A 21,391-nucleotide genomic window follows, 5' to 3' on the forward strand; every position below is an offset into this window, starting at 1 on the left:
ATTACCAATTGATCGTAACCTGTACCGTATCGGTGTAGCTGCCGACGGCGGGAGTGGTTTGAACCGGGATCATGCCATACACCGGCAGCCAGTTATCCGCGCCGTTGGCGGTTTGCGCTACCCCGGTCAAATTGTCCCAGACGGTGCTGTGGGCGGCGCTGGTGTACAGGTTGTAATACACCCGCTGCCCGGCGCCGCTCTGCAGGTAGCGGGCAGCGGTATTGCCGCTTTGTCCGCCGTCAAGCAAAACGCTATAGCTGGTGCCGTTGTTGCACTTAACCCGAATGGCGCCGGCGTTTTGCTGCCCGGCGACGCTGACGGCGGTGCTGAGAAAGTACAGCGTGCCGAAGTTCAGCGAGCCGAAACTGATGCTGCCGCCCGACGAACTTCCGGCCTCGCAGGCGCTCACCAGGGTAGCGCTGACGCCAATAGTGGCGGTTTTGCTGTCAGCCATCGCCGCCAGGCTGAACGCCAGCGCGCCGCAGCAGAAAAGCGCCCGCCGCACCTTTACCAGGTGACCGTCATGGTGACGGTATCGTCATAGGTGTCCGCGGCAGGCGTGGCTCCGGCGGCCGGTACGCGGCCATAGACGATCAGCGGCACCGCCGCCCCGGTGCCGGTGCCGCTCAGCGCCGCGGCGCCGGAGCCCCAGGCGGTTGAACGCGCGGAGTCCTGATACAGGTTGTAATTGATGAAGGCGCCGGCGCTGCTGGCCATGCGGCGTTGGTTGCCGGTGGTGACGTGCAGGCCATTGTTCAGCGCCACCGTATAGTTGGTGCCGGTAGTGCAGGTGAGCGACAGCGTGCCGGCGCCGCCCGAACCGGTGGCGCTGGCGTCGATAATGTTGGCCAGCGAAGAATAGGTGCCGAAGCTAATGGAGCCGAAGTCGTTGACGGAGCCGCTGCTGTTTCCGCCGCCCACCACGCAACCGGCGCCGATGGTTAAGGTCACCCCCAGATTGCCCTGAATGGTGCCCGCTGCATTGGCCGCGCCGTTGGCGCACAGCAGGGTGGCCACCGAGGTCAATGCCATCAGAGTTTTTTTCATATTATTTTCCTTGCCGTATTAAGAGAAGCCCGCAAAGACGCCACCCAGAGCTGAGTTAAACGCATTAATTTACCTACAGCTTAATTAATAGGATAAGAATTAGGAATTGTCTTGATAAAAGGCTAAAAACTTTCTTTATTTTGCACGAATGCCGCATTTAGGGGACTGCGACGGGGAAATACTGACGGGGCTAAATGATTAGAATAATAATAGATGAGAGTAGGAATATTATTAGCGTTATTTTTTTTCCGGGAGCAGTGCCCCCGGCATTTAAAATGGTTACAGATGAAAATCCAATGCGCCGTCGCGTACCAACTCACGCGGCAAATTGTTTTTTATCCGGCTGCCGATGCGTTTGGCGATACCCAGCGGCTGTTGCTGATAGGTGACGATGCACTCGTCTCCTTCCGGCGGGTGTTCCGGGTACAGATCGCGGCCGTGGTACCACTCCTGCGCCAGCGCGGCGTCCAGTTCAAAGCACCGTTGGCTTTCGGCGCTCGCCAGCGCAATCACCGCCTCATGCTGCCAGCGGAAGCCTTTGGGGAAACGCTCAGCCAGCTTCAGGCCGATGCGTGAAAAACGCACTTTGGCCGTCAGCGGTTCCAGCTCCGCCGGGAACAGCCAGATTTCTTTGTCGCGCGCCCACAGCCGGCCGGCGTCGTCCCAGGCCAAGCCCGATGCCGCCGCGGCCGAGGCGACCTCGGCGGAGTCTTTGCCGGACAGCGGGCTGAACGGGAATTTACCCAGCTTGTAGTTCGGTTTCGCCAACGGCGCGACGCTGTGGTTCTTGCGCAACCGCGCCACGAAAAAGCCTTCGCTGTCGTAGATCTGCGGGAAGACGTGCAGGAAGCCTTCTGCGGTCAGCGCCTGGCGCGCGCCGGGGAACAGTTCGCCCAGCGGTTCTACGCTCACCGCATCGCCATAGGTCGCCAGCAGCCATGCCACCACCTGCTGGTTTTCCTGCGCATTAAGCGTGCAGGTGGAATAGACCATCACGCCGCCCGGCGCCAGAGCGTGGAAAGCGCTGTCGATCAGCTCGCGCTGGGTATCGGCAATGGCGGCGACGCTTTCCGGCGACCAGTTGCTCATGGCGTCCGGATCCTTGCGCACCACACCTTCGCCGGAGCAGGGGGCATCCAGCAAAATGGCGTCAAAGCTTTCCGGCAGCGCCGCGCCGAACACCCGGCCGTCAAAATGGGTCAGCGCGGCGTTTTTCACGCCGCAGCGGCTGATGTTGGCGTGCAGCACCTTCACCCGGCTGGCGGAGTATTCGTTGGCGACGATGCCGCCCTGGTTGTTCATCAGCGCGGCGATCTGGGTGGTTTTGGAACCCGGCGCCGCCGCAACGTCCAGTACCCGCTTCGGTGTCTCGCGGCCGGCGAACAGCGCGCTGACCGGCAGCATGGAGCTGGCTTCCTGAATATAAAACAGGCCGCTCAGGTGTTCGGCAGCGCTGCCCAACCGCAGTTCTTCATCTTCGCGTTCGATCCAGAAGCCCTCGGCACACCAGGGGATCGGCTCCAGCCGCCAGTCGTAGCCCTGCACCAGCGTCAAAAAATCGGCGACGGCGATCTTCAGAGTATTAACCCGCAGGCTGCGGCGCAGCGGGCGCTGGCAGGCGGCGATAAAATCGTCCATCGACAATGCGGCGGGCATGATGGCGCGGGTCGCGTCGAGGAAAGCGGGGGGCAGAAAAACGGAGGCGGATTTGGCCACGGGGCGAACTCTCAGGCAGCAATATAGATAAGGGCGGGAGTGTACCACAAAGCGGAAAAAAACAGGGGCCCGGCATGCCGGGCCCCTGCGGAAATACGGGGTTAATTGCGCGGAATGGCGGTGCCCCAGGTTCTCCAGTCTTTCGGCTCTTCCGGATTCAGCAGGAAGTGCTTGTTCGGTACCGCCTGCGGCGCCACCGGAATGGTCGGCGGCGTAGCGAAGGCGATGCCGCCGCGAATAAACTGTTGGAAGGTGCCGCTCTTGATCACGCCGCCGGTCAGGCCGAACTGCAGGTTATAACCCGAGGCCAGCCAGAACACGCTGTTGTTGCGCACCAGATATTGGTATTTCTTGCTGATGCGCAGCGCGACGTGCACCCGGTCGGACATGGCGCCCAGGTAGAATCCGGTAATGGTGCCAACCTCCACGCCGCGGAACAGCACCGGCGTGCCTATCTGCAGCGAGCCGGTCTCAGCGGCGTCGAGGATCACGCTCAGGCCGTCGAGATAGCGCGAGTCGGTGATGCTGGCCTGCTGCAGCTCGAAGGTGCGCAGTTCGCGGCCGCGGCCCGGTTCCACGTTGATATAAGGCTGCAGCAGGGTATCGAGGTTGCTGACGCCGGCGGCGGAGATTTCCGGCGAAACGATCGAGAAGCGGCTGCCGAAACGCGCGAAGTTCTGCACGTATTCCGGATAGAGCACCGCTTTGGCCAGCACTTCGTTGCGTTCCGGCGCCAGCTGCAGCGATTCCACCTGGCCGACGTCGATGCCGAGATAGCGCAACGGCATGCCCGCCGACAGCTTGCTGGCGTCGTAGGTTTTCAGGATAATCTGGCTGCCCACCGCGCGTGCGGCGGTTTCGCTGGCGTACAGCACCCGGTTTGCGCCCTTGTTCAGGGTTACGCCCTGCAGGTTATCGAAGCTGATGGCGCCTTTCAGCGCGCGGTTAAGCGGCGAAGCCTGCACCGTCAGTCCGTTGCCGTTCAGCTGCACTTTGGCGCCGCCCTCGGCCCAGAAGATGCTTTCGCGGGTCAGCAGTTTGCGATATTCCGGGCTGATGTAGACGTCCACTTCGAATTCATTGGCCTTCGGGCGCACGTTGACGATTTCGCCCACCTGGAACTTGCGGTACAGCACCACGGAGCCGGCCTGCACATCCGGCAGGCTGACGGCGCTCAGCGTCAGGGTTGGAGCAGGGTTGTTGCCGACGATGCCGGCCTCGGCTTTCTCGGCGTTGGCGTACAGCGGGTACTGGCCGCCCGGTTCACCTTTGCTGCCGGGAATAATGCGCACGCCGCCGTCGATCCACTCCTGTGCGCTGGCGCCGAGCACTTCCATACCGTCCAGCCCCAGCTTGACGTCGACGCGGCTGTTGACCACGAACTTGCTGTCCTTGTGCAGCAGGCTGCGATACTGGGCGTCTACCGCGGCGGTGAACACCACGCCGCTGCCGGTCAGGGTGCGGCTCATGATTTGGCCGACCTTGACGCCGTGCACGATCAGCGGCTGGCCGACGTCGATGCCGTAGCTCTGCGGCGCATTCAGCGTCACGGTCAGCACGCCCGGCTGCTGCAGCAAGGTCTCGTTGCTGTCCAGCACGTTGAAATGCTGCTGCGGCTCGCCGTCGCCCGGCACCAGTTCCAGAGTGGTGCCGGTCAGCAGTTGGCTGAGCTTGGCGTCGCTGAGGCTGATGCGTGGGCTGCGCATCACGATGCGGGTGCCGCTGCGCATCAGATCCACCACCGACGGATCTATGGTCAGTTCACCGGTGACCTTGCTGTCCTGCTGCAGCGTCAGCTTGGTCAGCGTGCCCACCTGCAGCCCCTGATACATCAGCGGCGTGCGGTTTTCGCTCAGGTTGTTGCCGCTCGGCAGATCCAGCTGAATGTTGACGCCGCGCTGGCTGTGGGCCAGATCGGGATACAGGGTGTAGCTTTGATCGGCCTTGGCCTGTTGGCCGTCGGGCGGGGAGTCGAAGGCGATGGCGCCGTTGACCAGCGCCGCCAGGCTTTCCATCTGCACCGACGCGCCGGACAGGCTGAAGTCGCCCTTAAAGCCGGACACGTTCCAGAAACGGCTGCTGCCCTTCACCAGGTTGGCGAAGCGGCGATCGATCAGTACGTCGATGGTCACGCCCTTGTTGTCTTCGGCGATGGTGTAATCATACACCTTGCCGACCGGGATTTTGCGGTAGTACACCAGCGAACCGGTATTGAGCGAGCCCAGATCGCTGGCGTGCAGGTGGATCATCAGCTCGCCGGTGTTCAGCCGATATTTCGGTTGGGTATCGAGCGCGGTAAAGTGGGTCTGCGCTTTGCCGCTGCCGGGCATCATGCCGATGTAGTTGCCGCCGACCAGCGCATCCAGCCCGGACACCCCGGCCAGTGAAGCCTTGGGGGTCACCAGCCAAAACTGGGTGCCGTCGCGCAGCGAATCTTCCAGATCGCTCTTGATGCTGGCTTCCACCACGATGCTGCGCAAATCCTTGCTCAGGCTGATCTTCTGCACCGTGCCGACGTCCACCCCCTGGTAACGCACCGGGGTGCGGCCGGCGACGATGCCCGCCGCCGACTGGAAGTCGATGGTGACGGTGGCGCCGCGCTCCTGGACATTGTTATAGACCAGCCACCCGGCGATCAGCAGGGCGATAAACGGCAGTAACCAAAATGGTGAAATGCGGCGCTTGTTTTTGACCCGCGCTTCAGTCGGTGTAGTCGGCGTTTCCTGTTGCATGTGCATCCCAAATCAATCGGCTATCCAGCCACTCAGCGGCAAGAATAGTTAAAATGACCGCCGAACCAAAGTAAAAGGCGGCCGGCCCCATAGTAAAAGATAACAGCTGGTCGCGATTGACCAGTGACATCATCAAAGCGATAACAAACAGATCGAGCATCGACCAGCGGCCGATCCAGGTCACCAGCCGCAGCAGGCGAATGCGCGTCTTCAGGCTGTGCGACGTCTTGAAATGGATGCTGAACAGCAGAGTGAGCAGCACGAGCACCTTGGTAAACGGCACCAGCACGCTGGCGATAAACACGATGGCGGCGATCGGCACGTTGCCGGAAGTCGCCAGCGAGACCACGCCGGAGAAGATGGTGTCTTCCAGGCGCGCGCCGTTGGCGTAGATGATTGAGATCGGCAGCAGGTTGGCGGGGATCAGCAGAATCATGGCCGAAATCAGCGCCGCCCAGGTTTTTTGCAGGCTGTAAGGCTGGCGATGGCACATCGGCACATGGCAGCGCGGGCAGCGGCCGCGTTCATCAGGGTAGCCGGTGTAGTGGCACGACAGGCAAACGTGCAGCGCCGCCGGCGGGCCTTCCGGTTGTTCCTGCGGGTAGTAGCGCTCCCACAGCTGCTCGAGGTTGATGTGGATCAGCGTCAGGATGCTCAGCAGCGTCAACGACAGGTAGGCGATCAGTGCGCTGCCCGCTTGAATATCGGCGTAGTCCTGCACTTTAATCGCCGCCACCGCCATGCCGATCAGGTAAATGTCGAGCATCACCCATTCTTTCAACCGTTCCAGCATCAGCATCACCGGGCGCAGGTTCATGCCGAGCGCGTGGCCGAAGCGCAGATAAAGCAGCGACAACGCCAGCGTCAGCGGCGCGCCGATGGTGCAGAACGCCACCATGCTGGCGGTGATGGGATCGCCCTGGCGGCTCATCTGCCAGATGCCTTCCAGCAGGCTGGCGTCGATGCGGGTACCGAGCAGGCGGATGCTGATCAGCGGTTCGGCAAAGGCGAACGGCATCAGCAACAGCATGGCGATCGCCATGGCGGTCAGGCGGGTCATCGACCAGTCGCGGCCGTGCACCACCTTGGCGTTGCAGCGCGGGCAGTAGGCCGCCTGATTGCCGCTCAGCGGTGGCAACACAAACAGCAGGTCGCATTCGCAACAACGCTGGTGGCGAGCCTTGGAAAGGGGGCCGGTGATCGCGTGTATCTTCATCATGACAAAAGCTGCTCTGAAGCTCGCCGGAGTTCTTAGCGTAGCTGAAAAATAAGCCTGCCAGTGCCTCATAAGGTAAAGCGCCGGGCGGCAAAACAGGGTAAACAGGGTTTCTGAGCGGCAAACATACCCTGACCGACGGGGTTTTGTGAAGCGGCAGATGAATAACCTTGTGGCTATACGCATTTAATGCTTATTTTATAGAGCCTAAGCGTTAGGCTTCTGGCCATCTCTATTGTTTTAATGGTTAACACATGACAAAAGAACAATTCTACGCGGAATTAAAACGTGATTTGAGCGCGCTGTTAGACGGGGAAACCAACTTTATCGCCGCGCTTTCCAACGCCAGCGCGTTGATCAACGAACGGCTGGACGACGTGAACTGGGCCGGTTTTTACCTGATGGAGGGCAACCAGCTGGTGTTGGGGCCGTTCCAGGGCAAAATCGCCTGCGTGCGCATTCCGGTCGGCAAAGGGGTGTGCGGCACCGCAGTGGCGGAAAACCGCGTGCAGCGCGTCGGCGATGTCCATGAATTTCCGGGCCATATCGCCTGCGACGCGGCCAGCAATGCAGAAATCGTACTGCCGCTGCACGTCGGCGGCCGGGTTATCGGCGTTCTTGATATCGACAGCACAGTTTATCAACGCTTCGACGAAGCGGACGAACTGGGGCTGAAAGCAGTGGTGGCGGGGCTTTGCGCGCAGCTGGAACAGTGTGATAGTGCGAAATATGTCACTGTAACGGCAAGTTGATCTACGGTTAACGTGGCATTTACCGATGGCGTCATTATAATGACGCCTGTTCATGCCTGCGCTGGTTGGCAAACCCGTTGTAATCAGGAAATTTCATGGAAAATCAACCTAAGTTGAACTCTAGTAAAGAAGTCATTGCTTTTCTTGCCGAGCGTTTTCCGCTCTGCTTTAGCGCCGAAGGCGAAGCTCGCCCGCTGAAAATCGGTATTTTTCAGGATTTGGTAGAGCGCGTGCAGGGGGAAGAGAACCTCAGCAAAACGCAATTGCGTTCTGCCCTGCGCCTGTACACCTCAAGCTGGCGGTACCTGTACGGCGTCAAGGTTGGCGCGCAGCGCGTCGATCTGGACGGCAACCCGTGCGGTGAACTGGAGCAGCAGCATGTCGATCATGCTCGCCAGCAGCTTGAAGAAGCCAAAGCGCGCGTTCAGGCACAGCGTGCCGAACAAAACGCCAAAAAGCGTGAGGCCGCCGGTGAATCCGCCGAGGCAGAGCCACGCCGCGCGCGCCCAGCCGGTAAAAAGCCCGCTGCACGCCGCGAAGGCGGAGCCGCGCCGGAGAACCGCAAGCCACGCCCACAAACTCGCCCACAGCAAGCTCGTCAACCTCGTGCAGCAAAAGAGGAAAACCAGCCGCGTTATGCGCCAGTCACGGATATCTCTAAACTGCAAATTGGCCAGGAAATCAAAGTCAGAGCAGGTAAGAGCGCGATGGATGCTACCGTACTCGAAATCGCTAAAGATGGCGTACGTGTGCAGCTCTCTTCCGGTCTGGCGATGATTGTGCGCGCAGAACACTTGCAGTTCTGATACGGAGGCCAACCAAGGCATGAACAAATTTGTCAGATTAACAGCGGTCGCGGGTCTGTTGTGGGCGGGTGTCAGTTACGGAGCGGAACCAGCCAACATCCGCCTCGATCAGCTGCCTCAACTGCATCAGGAACCTCAGCACGCTACGGTGAGTGAGCGCGTAACCTCGCGCTTCACTCGCTCCCATTACCGCCAGTTTGCCCTCGACGCGGACTTTTCGGGCAAGATCTTCGATCGCTACCTGAATATGCTGGACTACAGCCATAACGTGCTGCTGGCATCCGACGTGGCGCAATTCGCCGCCAAACGAACCCAGGTCGGCGAAGAGCTGAAAAGCGGTAAGCTGGATACGTTTTACGCCCTGTACAATCTGGCACAGAAACGCCGTTTTGAGCGTTATACCTATGCGCTGTCGTTGCTGGAAAAGCCAATGAACTTTACCGGCAACGGCACTATCGATCTCGACCGCAGCAAAGCGCCGTGGCCGAAAGACGCGGCCGAGCTGGACAGCCTGTGGGACGCCAAAGTCACCTATGACGAGCTGAACCTGAAGCTGACCGGCAAGACCGAAAAAGAAATCCACGACACGCTGGCCAAGCGCTATCAGTTCGCCATCAAGCGCCTGACGCAAAGCAACAGCGAAGACGTGTTCCAGCTGGCGATGAATGCCTTCGCGCACGAAATCGACCCGCACACCAACTATCTGTCTCCGCGCAACACCGAACAGTTCAACACCGAGATGAGCCTGTCGCTGGAAGGCATCGGCGCGGTGCTGCAGATGGACGATGACTACACGCTGATCAACTCTATGGTGCCGGGCGGCCCGGCGGCGAAGAGCAAGGCGATCACCGTGGGTGACCGCATCGTCGGCGTCGGCCAGGCGGGCAAGGCCATGGTGGACGTGATCGGCTGGCGTCTGGACGACGTGGTGTCCCTGATCAAAGGGCCGAAGGGCAGCAAGGTGCGCCTGGAAATCCTGCCGGCCGGTAAAGGCACCAAGACCCGCGTCGTCACCCTGACTCGCGAGCGCATCCGCCTGGAAGACCGCGCGGTGAAAATGACCATCAAGACCGTCGGCAAAGAGAAGGTGGCGGTGCTCGACATCCCCGGCTTCTACGTCGGCCTGACCGATGATGTGAAAGTGCAGCTGCAGAAGATGGCCAAGCAGAACGTCAAGAGCGTGATCATCGACCTGCGCACCAACGGCGGCGGCGCGCTGACCGAAGCGGTGTCGCTGTCCGGCCTGTTCATTCCGAGCGGCCCGGTGGTGCAGGTGCGCGACAACAACGGTAAAGTGCGCGAAGACGCCGACACCGACGGCGTGACCTACTACAAAGGCCCGCTGGTGGTGCTGGTTGACCGCTTCAGCGCGTCCGCTTCCGAGATCTTCGCGGCGGCGATGCAGGATTACGGCCGTGCGCTGATCGTCGGCGAACCGACCTTCGGTAAAGGCACCGTGCAGCAGTACCGTTCGCTGAACCGCATTTACGATCAGATGCTGCGCCCAGAGTGGCCGGCGCTGGGTTCGGTGCAATACACCATCCAGAAATTCTATCGCGTGAACGGCGGCAGCACCCAGCGTAAAGGGGTGACTCCGGACATTCTGATGCCGACCGGCGTCGATCCGGCGGAAACCGGCGAAGCGTTTGAAGACAACGCCATGCCGTGGGACAGCATCAATGCGGCGACCTACAGCAAAACCGGCGACATGACGACGTTCGAACCCGAACTGCTGAAAGATCACGAGCAACGCATCGCCAAGGATCCTGAGTTCCAGTACATTGCGCAGGATATCGCGCATTACAAGGCGCTGAAGGACAAACGCAACATGGTGTCGCTCAATCTGGCCGTGCGCGAGAAAGAGAACCATGACGACGACGCGACCCGCCTGCAACGCATTAACGATCGCCTGCAGCGCGCCGGCAAGAAACCGCTGAAGTCGTTGGACGATCTGCCGAAGGATTACCAGGAACCGGATCCGTACCTGGATGAAACCGTGCATATCGCGCTGGACCTGGCGCATCTTGAAAAAGATCAGCCGGTTCAGCAACCCGCGGCAGCCAAGTAAGGCCGAGGCACTATCACTAAAAACGCACCCGAGGGTGCGTTTTTTTATGGCGGCGGCCAGGCCGCAGGAGAGAGGCAATGAGAGGCGAAATGACGAGTGCCATGCGCAATACGCTGCGGCTGGAGGCCCTGCTGGTGCTGGCCGTCTGCGTAGCGGCTTATCAGCACCTGCATTTGGGCTGGGGCCGGTTTGCGCTGTGTTTCCTGTTGCCGGATCTGTCTTTTGCCGGTTACCTGCTTGGCAAGAAGGCGGGGGCGCTGTGTTACAACCTGGCGCACAGCTATGTCGGGCCGGCGCTGTGCGGCCTGCTGTTTATACTCGGCGGCAACGTCGCCTGGCTGATGGCGGCGCTGATTTGGAGCGCGCACATAGGTTTTGATCGCGCGTTGGGTTATGGGCTGAAATACGCCACCGATTTTACCGATACCCATCTTGGGCGGTTGAAGGGCAAACGGCGCTGATTTATGGTAAAAAATCCGTCGCCATGCGCAACAATCGTTTACAATTCGCCAGGCCTGATGGGCGCGCCGTTTTTGTAAAGTTTCGTATTTTTAGTAGGTTAATGGCGCGCAACTCTTGAAACTGTGGCGAATGCCCATACGATCTAGGGTATCGCAGACAGCGTTTTGTTAACATTTATGAGGAAGTAAACATTTTATGATGCGTATAGCTCTGTTCCTGCTCACCAACCTGGCGGTGATGTTGGTTTTCGGGCTGGTGCTCAGCCTGACAGGAATCCAATCCAGTAGCGTTCAGGGCCTGATGATTATGGCCGGTCTGTTCGGCTTCGGCGGCGCCTTCGTGTCGCTGTTGATGTCCAAATGGATGGCGCTGCGCTCCGTTGGCGGGGAAGTGATTGAACAGCCGCGTAACGAAACCGAAAACTGGCTGCTGGAAACGGTGCGCCGCCAGTCGCAGCAGGCGGGCATCGCCATGCCGCAGGTCGCCATCTATCACGCACCGGACATCAACGCTTTCGCTACCGGCGCGCGCCGCGACGCCTCGTTGGTCGCCGTCAGCACCGGCCTGCTGCAAAGCATGAGCCGCGACGAGGCGGAAGCGGTCATCGCGCACGAAATCAGCCACGTCGCTAACGGCGATATGGTGACCATGACGCTGATCCAGGGCATCGTGAACACCTTCGTCATCTTCATTTCGCGTCTGATCGCACAGGTGGCCGCCGGTTTCCTGGGCAACCGCGACGGCGAAGGGGAAAGTAACGGCAACCCGATGATCTACTTCGGGGTGTCGATGGTGCTGGAACTGGTGTTCGGCATCCTGGCCAGCATTATCACCATGTGGTTCTCGCGCCACCGTGAGTTCTACGCCGACGCCGGCTCCGCCAAGCTGGTGGGCCGCGAGAAGATGATCGCCGCCCTGCAGCGCCTGAAAACCAGCTACGAACCGCAGGAAGCGGGCAGCATGATGGCGTTCTGCATCAACGGCAAATCCAAGTCGTTCAGCGAGCTGTTCATGTCGCACCCGCCGCTCGATAAGCGTATCGAAGCGCTGCGCACCGGCCAGTACCTGAAGTAATCGCCCGAATGTGAAAAACCCCGGCAAGCCGGGGTTTTTTTATGTCTGTTATTTGCCTGGCTGGCCGGCTTCGGCCTGCTGCGCGCGCGGTTGGGTGATGCGCAGACCGCTTACCGCCGCCGCCAGGGTGGCGAACACCCCGGCCAGGATCAGCGAAGCGTGGGTGCCTGAAGTGGGAAACAGGTTGAACATCAGCGCCACCAGCGCTGCGCCGGAGGTTTGCCCCAGCAGGCGAGCGGTGCCGAGCATGCCGCTGGCGCCGCCGCTGCGGTTGCGCGGCGCGGCGGAGATAATGGTGTGGTTGTTGGGCGACTGGAACAGCCCGAAACCGGCGCCGCACAGCACCATGCGCCAAATGATGTCCAGATCCGATGGGTGGTTCGGCAACAGCGCCAACAGGAACAGGCCCAACGCAAACACCGCCAGGCCGATGCAGCCCAGCAGCCCGGCGTGCACCCGTTCCACCAGCCGGCCGGCGATGGGGGCCATCACCACGATGGCCAGCGGCCAGGGTGTCAGCAGCAGCCCGGTGGCCACTTCGTCGCGCCCCAACGCGCCCTGCAGAAAGAACGGCAGCGAAACCATCGCCAGCATTTGAGCGGCGAAGGAACAGATTGAGGTGCCCATCGACAGCGCGAAAATTGGAATGCGCAGCAGATCGACCGGCAGTAAAGGGAATTCCTGCCGCAGCTGGCGGCGCACGAAAAACCAGCCTACCGCCAGCAGCGCCGCGATTTCGCAGAAAATCAGCGTCAGGCTTTGGCCCTGGGCGAAGCCGCTGATGGCGGTGATCAGCAGGCCAAAGGTCAGGGCGTTCAGCAGCGCACTGGTGGGATCGAAACGCTGGTTGCCGCTCTTCTGGCCGTTGGCAGGCAGGAACTTCATACCCAACAGGAGCGCCACTATGCCGATAGGCAAATTGATGGCGAACAACCACTGCCAGGAAGCCACCGACAAAATTGCCGCCGCCACCGTTGGCCCGGCGGCGGATGAGCAGGCGACGATCAGCGAGTTAATGCCCATGCCGCGGCCGAGGAAGCGCTGCGGATAGACGATGCGGATCAGCGCGGTGTTGACGCTCATGATGGCCGCCGCGCCAAAGCCCTGCAGCACCCGGGCGATGGTCAGCGTGACCAGCGAGTCGGACAGGGCGCAGAACAGGGAGGTGATGCTGAACACCAGCAGGCCGCCCTGGTAGATGCGGCGGTAGCCGACCAGATCGCCGAGCGAAGCCAGCGACAGCAGGGAGATGGTGATCGCCAGCTGGTAGGCGTTAACCACCCAGATCGAGCTGGCCGGGCTGGCGTTGAGATCGCGCGCAATGGTCGGCAACGCCACGTTGGCGATGGCGCCGTCGAGCACGGAAACGGTAATGCCGAGCGCGATGGCGACAATCGCGCCGTAGCGTTGCGGGACGGGAAGGCCGTCGGTACAAGAACGCATGTTGGTCTCGAAAGCGTTAATCCGGGGGAGTATTACCATGCTAATCATATTCGTCTGCGATTGCATGCGCATTATCCGCATAATTGTAAGCGACAATGAGGCGCCAGGTTTTAAGCCTTTTGGCCTCAGCCATTTATCTCGGCCGCGCATTGCGTGGCGCCAAACGTTCCGTTTATACTGAAACCCTTGTTCAAATTTCCTAAAACAGAAACAGCTGAGTAGGGTATTCATCATGGCTAACGCAGATCTAGATAAACAACCGGATTCTGTTTCATCGGTAATGAAAGTGTTCGGTATCTTGCAGGCGCTGGGCGACGAGCGCGAGATCGGCATTACCGAGCTTTCCCAGCGGGTGATGATGTCCAAAAGCACCGTCTACCGTTTCCTGCAGACCATGAAGTCGTTGGGCTACGTGTCGCAGGAGGGGGAGTCGGAAAAATACGCGCTGACGCTGAAGCTGTTCGAACTGGGCGCCAAGTCGCTGCAGAACGTCGATCTGATCCGCAGCGCCGATATTCAGATGCGCGAGCTGTCGAACCATACCCGCGAGACTATTCACCTCGGCGCGCTGGATGAAGACAGCATCGTCTACATTCATAAAATCGACTCGATGTATAACCTGCGCATGTATTCGCGCATTGGCCGCCGCAACCCGCTGCACAGCACGGCGATCGGCAAGGTGCTGCTGGCCTGGCGCGATCGCGCCGAAGTGGAAGAAATCCTGTCACAGATTGAGTTTACCCGCAGCACCGCGCATACCCTGACCAGCGCCGCCGAACTGCTGCCGGTCCTGGATCAGGTGCGCGCGCAGGGCTTCGGCGAAGACGTGGAAGAACAGGAAGAAGGGCTGCGCTGCATCGCGGTGCCGGTGTTCGACCGTTTTGGCGTGGTGATCGCCGGGCTGAGCATCTCATTCCCAACCCTGCGCTTCTCTGAAGACGCCAAGGCGGACTATGTGAAGCGGCTGCATACCGCCGCGCGCAATATCTCCGAGCAGCAGGGCTATCACCACTATCCGTTCTGACGGCCGGCATGGCAAACCCAGGGGCGCTGCATTTGCAGCGCCCCTGGTCGTTTAAGACCGGCGCAAAGCGGAAGGGTTACAGCGTGTCGACTTCGATGCGCAAGCTATCGTGGCGCCAGTATTCAATGTCGAAATCGAGAATGCGGCCGTGCTGGTCATAATTAAGCCGCCGCAGCAGCAGCGCCGGCAGGCCGACCATGGCTCCCAGCGCGGTGGCTGCGCCGTATGGCAGGGCGGTTGGGTAAAACGACAGGTGCATGCTGCTATAGCGCAGATCGTAGTGCTGCTGGTACACCTCGGTCAGGCTGCCGTTGAGATCCCGGCTGAGCAGCTCCGGCACCCGCTGCGGCAGGCAGTGGTTTTCGCAGTAACAGATCGCGCGTTCATCGGCGTAGCGCACCCGGCGCAACAGGTAGATCTGATCCCCCGGCTCCAGCGCCAGCGGCGGCATTACCTCGGACGGCACCCTGGTTTTCTCGGCGGACAGCAGCAGGGTGCGCGGCGTGCGCCCCTGTTCCAGGCACAGCCTGTGGAAGTTGGTGTTCTGCGTCGGATCCAGCCACAGCCGTTCCGGCGTGACAAACCAGCCGCGGCGATCGGCGCGGTAGATGGCGCCAGTGGCCTCCAGCTGCGCCAGGCTCTCGCGAATGGTGACGCGGGTGGTGGAGAAGATAGCGCACAGTTCGCGCTCCGAAGGCAGCTTGTCGCCGGCCCGCAGCCCGCCGCCGCTGATGCGCGCCTGAAGCTGCTCCTTGATCTGCAGGTAGTGGGCCATCTCGCCCTGAAGTTGTTTCATTTCATCTCGCTATGGCATGCCGGCACGCGCCCATTATACATGCACAGATGAATTTTTTGTTTCACCGCGCTTTGCCGTTTGACCCGCAGGCGAATTTACCGCCACAATCACCGCAATCTGGTATAGACCAAATGGTGATTGACATGTCCGATCATAACTATCTGCTGTTAACCCCCGGCCCGCTGACCACCTCGAAAACGGTGAAGCAGGCGATGCTGTTCGACAGCTGCACCTGGGATGAAGACTACAACCTTGGCGTGGTGCAGAGTATCCGGCAAAAACTGGTGGCGCTGGCTACGCCGTCGTCCGGCTACACCTCGGTGCTGCTGCAGGGCAGCGGCAGCTTTGCGGTAGAGGGCGTGCTGGGCACGGTCATTGGCCCACAGGATAAGCTGTTGATTATCGACAATGGCGCCTATGGCGCGCGGATGGTTGAAATGGCGCGGTTGATGGATATCGACCATCACGCCTTCCACTGCGGCGAGGTGAATGAACCGGACACCCTGGCGCTGGAAGCGGTGCTGAAAAACGATGCACGCATCAGCCATATCGCCATGGTGCACTGCGAAACCACCACCGGCATGCTCAATCCGTTACATAAAGTCGCCGGGCTGGCGGCGCGCAACGGCAAAACCTTCATCGTCGACGCCATGAGCAGCTTTGGCGGTATTCCGCTGGATGTGGATGCGCTCGGCATCGACTTCCTGATCAGCTCCGCCAACAAATGCATTCAAGGCGTGCCGGGGTTCGCCTTTGTCATCGCACGCCGCTGTGAGCTGGAGAAGTGCGCCGGCCGCTCGCGTTCGCTGTCGCTGGATCTGTATGCGCAATGGCGCTGCATGGAGGAGCATGCCGGCAAATGGCGTTTCACCTCGCCGACCCACACGGTGCTGGCTTTCGCGCAGGCGCTGCATGAGCTGGAGCAGGAGGGTGGTATTGCGGCGCGGCACCGGCGCTACCAGGCCAATCAGCGGCGGCTGGTGGCCGGCATGCGCGCGTTGGGCTTTACCCCGTTGCTGGATGAGGCTTTGCATTCGCCGATCATCACCGCATTTTATTCGCCTGAGGCGCAAACTTACCGCTTTGCCGAGTTTTATCAGCGGCTGAAGCAGCAGGGGTTCGTGATTTACCCCGGCAAGGTGTCGCAAAACGACTGCTTCCGCATTGGCAATATCGGCGAAATTTACCCGCAGGATATAGAACGTTTGCTGGACGCGGTCGGGCAGTCGATGTACTGGAATCGATAAGGATAAACATGAACAAGATTAATGCGGTAGTGCTCGACTGGGCCGGCACCACGGTGGACTTCGGCTCTTTCGCGCCGACGCAGATTTTCGTCGAGGCGTTCAAGCAGACCTTCGATATCGACATCACGCTGGCCGAGGCGCGTATTCCGATGGGGTTAGGAAAGTGGCAGCATATTGAGGCGCTGGGCAAGCTGCCGGCGGTAGACGCACGCTGGCGGCGGCAGCTGGGGCGTTCGATGAGCCGGCAAGACATCGATGCGCTGTATCAGGCTTTTATGCCGCTGCAAATCGCCAAGGTGGTCGATTTCGCCGAGCCTATCGCCGGTGTGCCGCAGGTGATTGCCGGGCTGCGTGAGCAGGGGATCAAGATCGGTTCCTGCTCCGGTTACCCGCGCGCGGTGATGGAGGTGCTGGCGCCGGCGGCGGCCGAGCGCGGCTATGCGCCGGATTATTGGGTGGCGACCGACTCTCTGGCGGCCGGTGGCCGGCCGGGGCCCTGGATGGCGCTACAGAACCTGATAGCGTTGGGCGTCGATGCGGTGGCGCACTGCGTGAAGGTGGACGACGCCGTGCCCGGTATCGCCGAGGGGCTGAACGCCGGCATGTGGAGCGTTGGCCTGGCGGTGTCCGGCAACGAGTTTGGCGCCACCTGGCAAGAGTATCAACGGATGGCGGCGGTTGAGGTTGCGCGGCGGCGTGCGGCGGCGGCGGATAAGCTGTATGCCGCCGGGGCTCACTATGTGATAGACACGCTGGCGGAACTGCCTGCGGCGATTGCCGATATCAACCGGCGGTTGGCGGCGGGTGAACGGCCATAGCGTTATTTGGCAGGCAATAAAAAGCCGGGGCGATGGCCCCGGCTTTTTTTAGTGCTGAACTCAGACCGCTTAGCGGTGAGCCAGCTCCACTTCGTCTTCGCTGTCCATAATCGCTTTGTCGGTCTGCTTCATCAGCTGGCTGGTGATGGTGCCGGCAGCCATGGAGCCATTAACGTTCAAAGCGGTGCGCCCCATGTCGATCAGCGGCTCGACCGAGATCAGCAGGGCGACCAGCGTGACCGGCAGGCCCATCGCCGGCAGCACGATCAGCGCGGCGAAGGTGGCGCCGCCGCCAACGCCTGCCACACCGGCGGAGCTGATGGTGACGATGCCGACCAGGGTGGCGATCCACAGCGGATCCAGCGGGTTGATGCCAACGGTTGGCGCAACCATCACCGCCAGCATGGCCGGGTACAGGCCGGCGCAGCCGTTTTGCCCGATGGTGGCACCGAACGAAGCCGAGAAGCTGGCGATGGATTCCGGCACGCCCAGGCGGCGGGTCTGCGCTTCAACGTTCAACGGAATGCTGGCGGCGCTGGAGCGGCTGGTAAAGGCGAAAGTGATGACCGGCCACACCTTGCGGAAGAACTTCATCGGATTAACGCCGGTGAAGGCCAGCAGCACGGCGTGCACCGCAAACATGATCGCCAGCCCCAGGTAAGAAGCGACCACGAAGCTGCCGAGCTTGATGATGTCGTGAACGTTAGAGCCGGCCACCACTTTAGTCATCAGCGCCAGTACGCCATATGGGGTCAGCTTCATCACCAGACGTACCAGCTTCATCACCCAGGCCTGCAGGGTGTCGATAGCCACCAGCACGCGCTCGCCTTTCGGTTTGTCGTCTTTCAGCAGCTGCAGCGAAGCCACGCCGAGGAAGGTGGCGAAAATCACCACGCTGATGATCGAGGTCGGGCTGGCGCCGGTCAGATCGGCAAATGGGTTTTTCGGAATGAACGACAACACCATTTGCGGCACGGTCAGGTCGGCCAGTTTGCCAACGTAGTTGGTTTGGATAGCGGTCAGCCGTGCGCTTTCTTGCGCCCCTTGCACCAGGCCTTCGGCGGTCAGGCCGAACAGGTTGGTCACCAGCACGCCCACCAGCGCCGAGATAAGCGTAGTGAACAGCAGGGTACCGATGGTCAGAAAGCTGATTTTACCCAGCGACGACGCGTTATGCAGCTTGGCGACCGCGCTCAGGATAGAGGCGAATACCAACGGCATGACGATCATTTGCAGCAGTTGCACATAGCCGTTGCCGACGATGTTGAACCAGCTGATGGACTCTTTCAGCACCGGGTTGTCCGAGCCGTAGACCAGCTGCAGCGCCAGGCCGAACACCACGCCCATCGCCAGACCGACCAGCACTTTTTTCGCCAGGCTCCATTGCTTGTGGCGGGTTTGCGCCAACAGCAAAAGGAGGGCGACAAAGACCACCACGTTAATTACGAGCGGAAGATTCATCCCCAATGTCTCCAATAATCTTTTCTTATATAAAAATGGCTACGGACCTGCATGTAGCGATGTAAATATCCTAACAGTTTGGTGAATGGCCTACTTATATCCAAATGGAATTTGATATAGCTTTTTGTTTATATTTGTTTAATTAATATTCTTTCTGGTGATTAATTGGCCAGTGATCGCGATCACAGTTTGATATTTTTTATCTGCTCGAAATACGACTGCACCGGGATGGTGCACCCGCCCTGCCAATAGATGGCAAAAGCCACCAGGCAGAGACACAGGACGCGCTCCAGCTGGTTGCCTTTCTGAGAATTTAGCAGCGGCAGGCGGAAACGCCAGCGGCAGGGCCACAGCAGCGGCACGCCGGCGGGGGTGAGCATGTCGGCCAGCAGGTGGCTGAAGTAGCCGATGATCATGGCGTGCAGCACGTCGGGAGGAATGGGCCAGCTGCGAGGCACGTCCAACTGAAACAGCGCCATGCCGCCGGCGATCGCCAGCAGGCTGTGGGTGAAGCCGCGGTGGCCGAAGGCGCGGGCGATAGGGATGGCGATCCAGCGCAGCCGTTGGCCCAGCACCGATTTGGGGTGGTCGATGTCGGGCAGCAGCGAGGTCAGCAGCGCGGCCGGAATGATGTGCCACCAGTCGCCGGTGGCCAGTTCTGGCGTCACCTCGGCCTTCTTGGCGAAGATCGCGCAAGCGACAGAGAATATGAGATGTCCTTCCGCGGTCATGCAGTTGCTATTCCGGCTGGTAAACTGTTAATTTATCCAGTATATGGGAAAATTAACAGTAGCGGAAGCAGTTACCCTGTAACCAATTGTTTATTTTCCCCGGTTTTACAACAGCTTGTTACGCGATCCGCTGAGGTGAGGTGCGTTTTTTGCGCTGCGGCCATAAAAAAGGCCCTGCATGCAGGGCCTGAAGCGATAGCGGGAAGAGACATGGCTCAGCGCGCCAGCCAGCCGCCGTCCACCGCCAGCGTATAACCGTTGACGTAATCTGAGGCGGGCGACGCCAAAAATACCACTGGCCCCATCATGTCCTGCGGCAACCCCCAGCGCGCGGCGGGAATGCGTTCGAGTATTTCCTGATTGCGTTCTTCGTCGGCACGCAGCTGTTGCGTGTTGTTGGTAGCCATATAGCCGGGCGCAATGGCATTGACGTTGATGCCGTGCCGCGCCCACTCATTGGCCAGCAGGCGCGTCACGCCCGTCACCGCGCTTTTGGAGGCGGTGTAAGACGGCACCCGGATGCCGCCCTGGAAGGACAACATCGAAGCGATATTGATTATCTTGCCACCGCCACCCTGGCGAATAAACTGGCGCGCCACCGCCTGAGCCATAAAAAACAGCGTTTTGATGTTCAGGTTCATCACATCGTCCCAGTCTTTTTCGCTGAAATCGATGGCGTTTTCACGACGGATAATCCCGGCGTTGTTAACCAGTATATCGATGCGGCCGAATTCGCCGACCGCCTGCTCCAGCAGCGGCGCGATGACCTCAATGCTGCTCAGATCGGCCTGTAAATTGAGGAAGCGGCGACCGAGCGCATTGACCTTTTCTAGGGTCTGCTGCGGATGGCTGCGGTTGACGCCGATGATGTCGCAGCCGGCCTGCGCCAGCCCGATCGCCATACCCTGGCCCAGGCCGGTATCGCACCCGGTCACCAGCGCCACTTTGCCGCTTAAATCGAAGGAATCAAGGATCATGCTCAGGCTCTCTTACCGCGCGGCCAGGCGCCGCGCAGTCGGTTATCGGGGGATCAGCGCAGTTCGCTGACGGCAAGGTGGTCCATGTCGCCGAAGACCTGGTTTTCGCCCACCATGCCCCAGATAAAGGCGTAGCGTTTGGTGCCGACGCCGGAATGAATCGACCAGCTGGGCGAGATCACCGCCTGTTCGTTGTGCACCAGCAGATGTCGGGTTTCCTGCGGTTGCCCCATCATATGGAACACGGCGGTTTCGTCGTCCATATCGAAATAGAAATAGACCTCCATGCGCCGTTCGTGGGTGTGGCACGGCATGGTGTTCCACAGGTTACCTTCCGCCAGCTTGGTCAGGCCCATGGTGAGCTGACAAGTGGGCAACACCTCCGGCACGATAAGCTTGTTGATGGTGCGGCGATTGCTGGTGGCGTCATCGCCCAGCGTCTGCGGCGAGGCTTCGGCCAGGGTGATTTTTCGGTTGGGGTAATGGGTGTGGGCCGGCGCGCTGTTGTAGTAGAACTTGGCCGGCCGGGCCGAATCTAAGCTGCTGAATTCGACGTTTCTGGCGCCCTGGCCAACGTACAGCGCCTCTTGCGGCCCAAGTTCGTAGGCTTCACCGTCGACGACAATCAGCCCGGCGCCGCCGATGTTGATGACACCCAGTTCACGCCGCTCCAGAAAGTAGCTGACGCCCAGCTGCTTGCCCACTTCACTGCCGATACTCACCGTTTTAACCACCGGTTTGATGCCGCCGACGATAATGCGGTCGATATGGCTGTAGGTCATGGTGCAGGCGTCGGCCTCGAAGATTTTCTCGATAAGGAATTCACGCCGCAGGCCGGCGGTGTCGAGCTGACGCGCATGATCGCTATGAATGCTTTGACGGACGTCCATCTCATTGCCTCTCTGAGTGAAGGAGTGCGGGAGAAAGCGCCGGGCAAACGGCGGCGCTGCGTGGCAGTGACAGCGCGTGTCGCTCGCCCGGCGCTTTCTTTGTGCCTTCAGCATAGAGATGTTGATATGTT

Annotated in this window: 19 protein-coding genes; 8 read left to right on the top strand and 11 right to left on the bottom strand. The window is 60.3% G+C overall.

The annotated features are described in order from the left end of the window. Window position 1: 1 nt before the first annotated feature. From KHA73_RS10705 to yebS, 5 genes are all read right to left on the bottom strand, one after another. Window positions 2-454, bottom strand: coding sequence for a Csu type fimbrial protein (locus KHA73_RS10705; RefSeq protein ID WP_380740654.1), 453 nt, complete (start codon window positions 452-454; stop codon window positions 2-4). Between the two features lie 53 nt (window positions 455-507). Next, window positions 508-1,047 carry a Csu type fimbrial protein gene (locus KHA73_RS10710; RefSeq protein WP_234590793.1) on the bottom strand — a complete coding sequence of 180 codons (540 nt, stop codon included), beginning with the start codon at window positions 1,045-1,047 and terminating at the stop codon, window positions 508-510. Window positions 1,048-1,326: 279 nt separating this feature from the next. Then, the gene (rsmF, locus tag KHA73_RS10715; RefSeq protein ID WP_234590794.1) at window positions 1,327-2,763 is read right to left on the bottom strand and encodes a 16S rRNA (cytosine(1407)-C(5))-methyltransferase RsmF; all 1,437 of its coding nucleotides are present in this window, start codon (window positions 2,761-2,763) and stop codon (window positions 1,327-1,329) included. A 101-nt stretch (window positions 2,764-2,864) separates the two neighbouring features. Continuing rightward, window positions 2,865-5,495: a PqiB family protein gene (locus KHA73_RS10720; RefSeq protein WP_234590795.1), complete on the bottom strand. Its 2,631-nt coding sequence runs from the start codon at window positions 5,493-5,495 to the stop codon at window positions 2,865-2,867. Beyond that, window positions 5,464-6,711 carry a membrane integrity lipid transport subunit YebS gene (yebS, locus tag KHA73_RS10725; protein ID WP_234591245.1) on the bottom strand — a complete coding sequence of 416 codons (1,248 nt, stop codon included), beginning with the start codon at window positions 6,709-6,711 and terminating at the stop codon, window positions 5,464-5,466. The genes KHA73_RS10720 and yebS overlap by 32 nt, the downstream gene beginning before the upstream one ends. A gap of 254 nt (window positions 6,712-6,965) precedes the next feature. Here yebS and KHA73_RS10730 point away from each other — a divergent pair, with 254 nt between their 5' ends. From KHA73_RS10730 to htpX, 5 genes are all read left to right on the top strand, one after another. Next, window positions 6,966-7,463 carry a GAF domain-containing protein gene (locus tag KHA73_RS10730; RefSeq protein ID WP_234590796.1) on the top strand — a complete coding sequence of 166 codons (498 nt, stop codon included), beginning with the start codon at window positions 6,966-6,968 and terminating at the stop codon, window positions 7,461-7,463. Between the two features lie 95 nt (window positions 7,464-7,558). Then, window positions 7,559-8,269 (top strand): RNA chaperone ProQ, encoded by a 711-nt coding sequence (gene proQ, locus KHA73_RS10735; RefSeq protein ID WP_234590798.1) that lies wholly within the window; start codon window positions 7,559-7,561, stop codon window positions 8,267-8,269. Between the two features lie 19 nt (window positions 8,270-8,288). Then, on the top strand, window positions 8,289-10,337 hold the full coding sequence (gene prc / locus KHA73_RS10740; protein WP_234590799.1) for a carboxy terminal-processing peptidase: 2,049 nt from the start codon (window positions 8,289-8,291) through the stop codon (window positions 10,335-10,337). An 89-nt stretch (window positions 10,338-10,426) separates the two neighbouring features. Then, complete coding sequence (locus KHA73_RS10745; RefSeq protein WP_234590802.1) at window positions 10,427-10,798, top strand: DUF4260 domain-containing protein; 372 nt, start codon at window positions 10,427-10,429, stop codon at window positions 10,796-10,798. A gap of 196 nt (window positions 10,799-10,994) precedes the next feature. After that, window positions 10,995-11,873: a protease HtpX gene (htpX, locus tag KHA73_RS10750; RefSeq protein WP_234590804.1), complete on the top strand. Its 879-nt coding sequence runs from the start codon at window positions 10,995-10,997 to the stop codon at window positions 11,871-11,873. Between the two features lie 48 nt (window positions 11,874-11,921). Here the strand turns inward: htpX and KHA73_RS10755 are convergent, their stop codons facing one another. After that, entirely contained in the window at window positions 11,922-13,316 is a 1,395-nt protein-coding gene (locus KHA73_RS10755; protein WP_234590806.1) for an MFS transporter, read from the bottom strand. A 232-nt stretch (window positions 13,317-13,548) separates the two neighbouring features. Here KHA73_RS10755 and kdgR point away from each other — a divergent pair, with 232 nt between their 5' ends. Beyond that, entirely contained in the window at window positions 13,549-14,340 is a 792-nt protein-coding gene (gene kdgR / locus KHA73_RS10760; protein WP_234590808.1) for a DNA-binding transcriptional regulator KdgR, read from the top strand. Window positions 14,341-14,416: 76 nt separating this feature from the next. On the opposite strand, the gene phnR is transcribed toward kdgR, so the two are convergent. After that, window positions 14,417-15,136, bottom strand: coding sequence for a phosphonate utilization transcriptional regulator PhnR (gene phnR / locus KHA73_RS10765; protein ID WP_234590809.1), 720 nt, complete (start codon window positions 15,134-15,136; stop codon window positions 14,417-14,419). A 143-nt stretch (window positions 15,137-15,279) separates the two neighbouring features. On the opposite strand from phnR, the gene phnW reads away from it, so the two are divergent. Continuing rightward, window positions 15,280-16,383: a 2-aminoethylphosphonate--pyruvate transaminase gene (gene phnW, locus KHA73_RS10770; protein ID WP_234590811.1), complete on the top strand. Its 1,104-nt coding sequence runs from the start codon at window positions 15,280-15,282 to the stop codon at window positions 16,381-16,383. An 8-nt stretch (window positions 16,384-16,391) separates the two neighbouring features. Next, window positions 16,392-17,201, top strand: a complete 810-nt coding sequence (phnX, locus tag KHA73_RS10775) for a phosphonoacetaldehyde hydrolase (RefSeq protein WP_234590813.1) — start codon at window positions 16,392-16,394, stop codon at window positions 17,199-17,201. A 69-nt stretch (window positions 17,202-17,270) separates the two neighbouring features. Here the strand turns inward: phnX and KHA73_RS10780 are convergent, their stop codons facing one another. The 4 genes from KHA73_RS10780 to kduI all read right to left on the bottom strand — a co-directional run bounded on the left by KHA73_RS10780 (window position 17,271) and on the right by kduI (window position 21,260). Continuing rightward, the gene (locus tag KHA73_RS10780; protein WP_234590814.1) at window positions 17,271-18,662 is read right to left on the bottom strand and encodes an L-cystine transporter; all 1,392 of its coding nucleotides are present in this window, start codon (window positions 18,660-18,662) and stop codon (window positions 17,271-17,273) included. Window positions 18,663-18,844: 182 nt separating this feature from the next. Beyond that, a complete protein-coding gene (locus tag KHA73_RS10785; protein ID WP_234590816.1) occupies window positions 18,845-19,393 on the bottom strand; it encodes a metal-dependent hydrolase in 549 nt (182 codons plus the stop codon). Window positions 19,394-19,608: 215 nt separating this feature from the next. Then, window positions 19,609-20,370: a 2-dehydro-3-deoxy-D-gluconate 5-dehydrogenase KduD gene (gene kduD / locus KHA73_RS10790; RefSeq protein WP_234590817.1), complete on the bottom strand. Its 762-nt coding sequence runs from the start codon at window positions 20,368-20,370 to the stop codon at window positions 19,609-19,611. A gap of 53 nt (window positions 20,371-20,423) precedes the next feature. Beyond that, entirely contained in the window at window positions 20,424-21,260 is an 837-nt protein-coding gene (kduI, locus tag KHA73_RS10795; RefSeq protein WP_234590819.1) for a 5-dehydro-4-deoxy-D-glucuronate isomerase, read from the bottom strand. Window positions 21,261-21,391: the final 131 nt, after the last annotated feature.

It is taken from the genome of Serratia entomophila, assembly GCF_021462285.1.
Classification (GTDB): Bacteria; Pseudomonadota; Gammaproteobacteria; order Enterobacterales; family Enterobacteriaceae; genus Serratia; species Serratia entomophila.

Coding starts and splice junctions, on each gene's coding strand:
- prc (WP_234590799.1), top strand. CDS start 8,289: ATGAACAAATTTGTCAGATTAACAGCGGTCGCGGGTCTGTTGTGGGCG.
- KHA73_RS10755 (WP_234590806.1), bottom strand. CDS start 13,316: ATGCGTTCTTGTACCGACGGCCTTCCCGTCCCGCAACGCTACGGCGCG.
- kdgR (WP_234590808.1), top strand. CDS start 13,549: ATGGCTAACGCAGATCTAGATAAACAACCGGATTCTGTTTCATCGGTA.
- KHA73_RS10785 (WP_234590816.1), bottom strand. CDS start 19,393: ATGACCGCGGAAGGACATCTCATATTCTCTGTCGCTTGCGCGATCTTC.
- proQ (WP_234590798.1), top strand. CDS start 7,559: ATGGAAAATCAACCTAAGTTGAACTCTAGTAAAGAAGTCATTGCTTTT.
- kduD (WP_234590817.1), bottom strand. CDS start 20,370: ATGATCCTTGATTCCTTCGATTTAAGCGGCAAAGTGGCGCTGGTGACC.
- KHA73_RS10705 (WP_380740654.1), bottom strand. CDS start 454: ATGGCTGACAGCAAAACCGCCACTATTGGCGTCAGCGCTACCCTGGTG.
- yebS (WP_234591245.1), bottom strand. CDS start 6,711: ATGAAGATACACGCGATCACCGGCCCCCTTTCCAAGGCTCGCCACCAG.
- kduI (WP_234590819.1), bottom strand. CDS start 21,260: ATGGACGTCCGTCAAAGCATTCATAGCGATCATGCGCGTCAGCTCGAC.
- phnR (WP_234590809.1), bottom strand. CDS start 15,136: ATGAAACAACTTCAGGGCGAGATGGCCCACTACCTGCAGATCAAGGAG.
- KHA73_RS10745 (WP_234590802.1), top strand. CDS start 10,427: ATGACGAGTGCCATGCGCAATACGCTGCGGCTGGAGGCCCTGCTGGTG.
- KHA73_RS10780 (WP_234590814.1), bottom strand. CDS start 18,662: ATGAATCTTCCGCTCGTAATTAACGTGGTGGTCTTTGTCGCCCTCCTT.
- phnW (WP_234590811.1), top strand. CDS start 15,280: ATGTCCGATCATAACTATCTGCTGTTAACCCCCGGCCCGCTGACCACC.
- KHA73_RS10730 (WP_234590796.1), top strand. CDS start 6,966: ATGACAAAAGAACAATTCTACGCGGAATTAAAACGTGATTTGAGCGCG.
- KHA73_RS10710 (WP_234590793.1), bottom strand. CDS start 1,047: ATGAAAAAAACTCTGATGGCATTGACCTCGGTGGCCACCCTGCTGTGC.
- phnX (WP_234590813.1), top strand. CDS start 16,392: ATGAACAAGATTAATGCGGTAGTGCTCGACTGGGCCGGCACCACGGTG.
- htpX (WP_234590804.1), top strand. CDS start 10,995: ATGATGCGTATAGCTCTGTTCCTGCTCACCAACCTGGCGGTGATGTTG.
- KHA73_RS10720 (WP_234590795.1), bottom strand. CDS start 5,495: ATGCAACAGGAAACGCCGACTACACCGACTGAAGCGCGGGTCAAAAAC.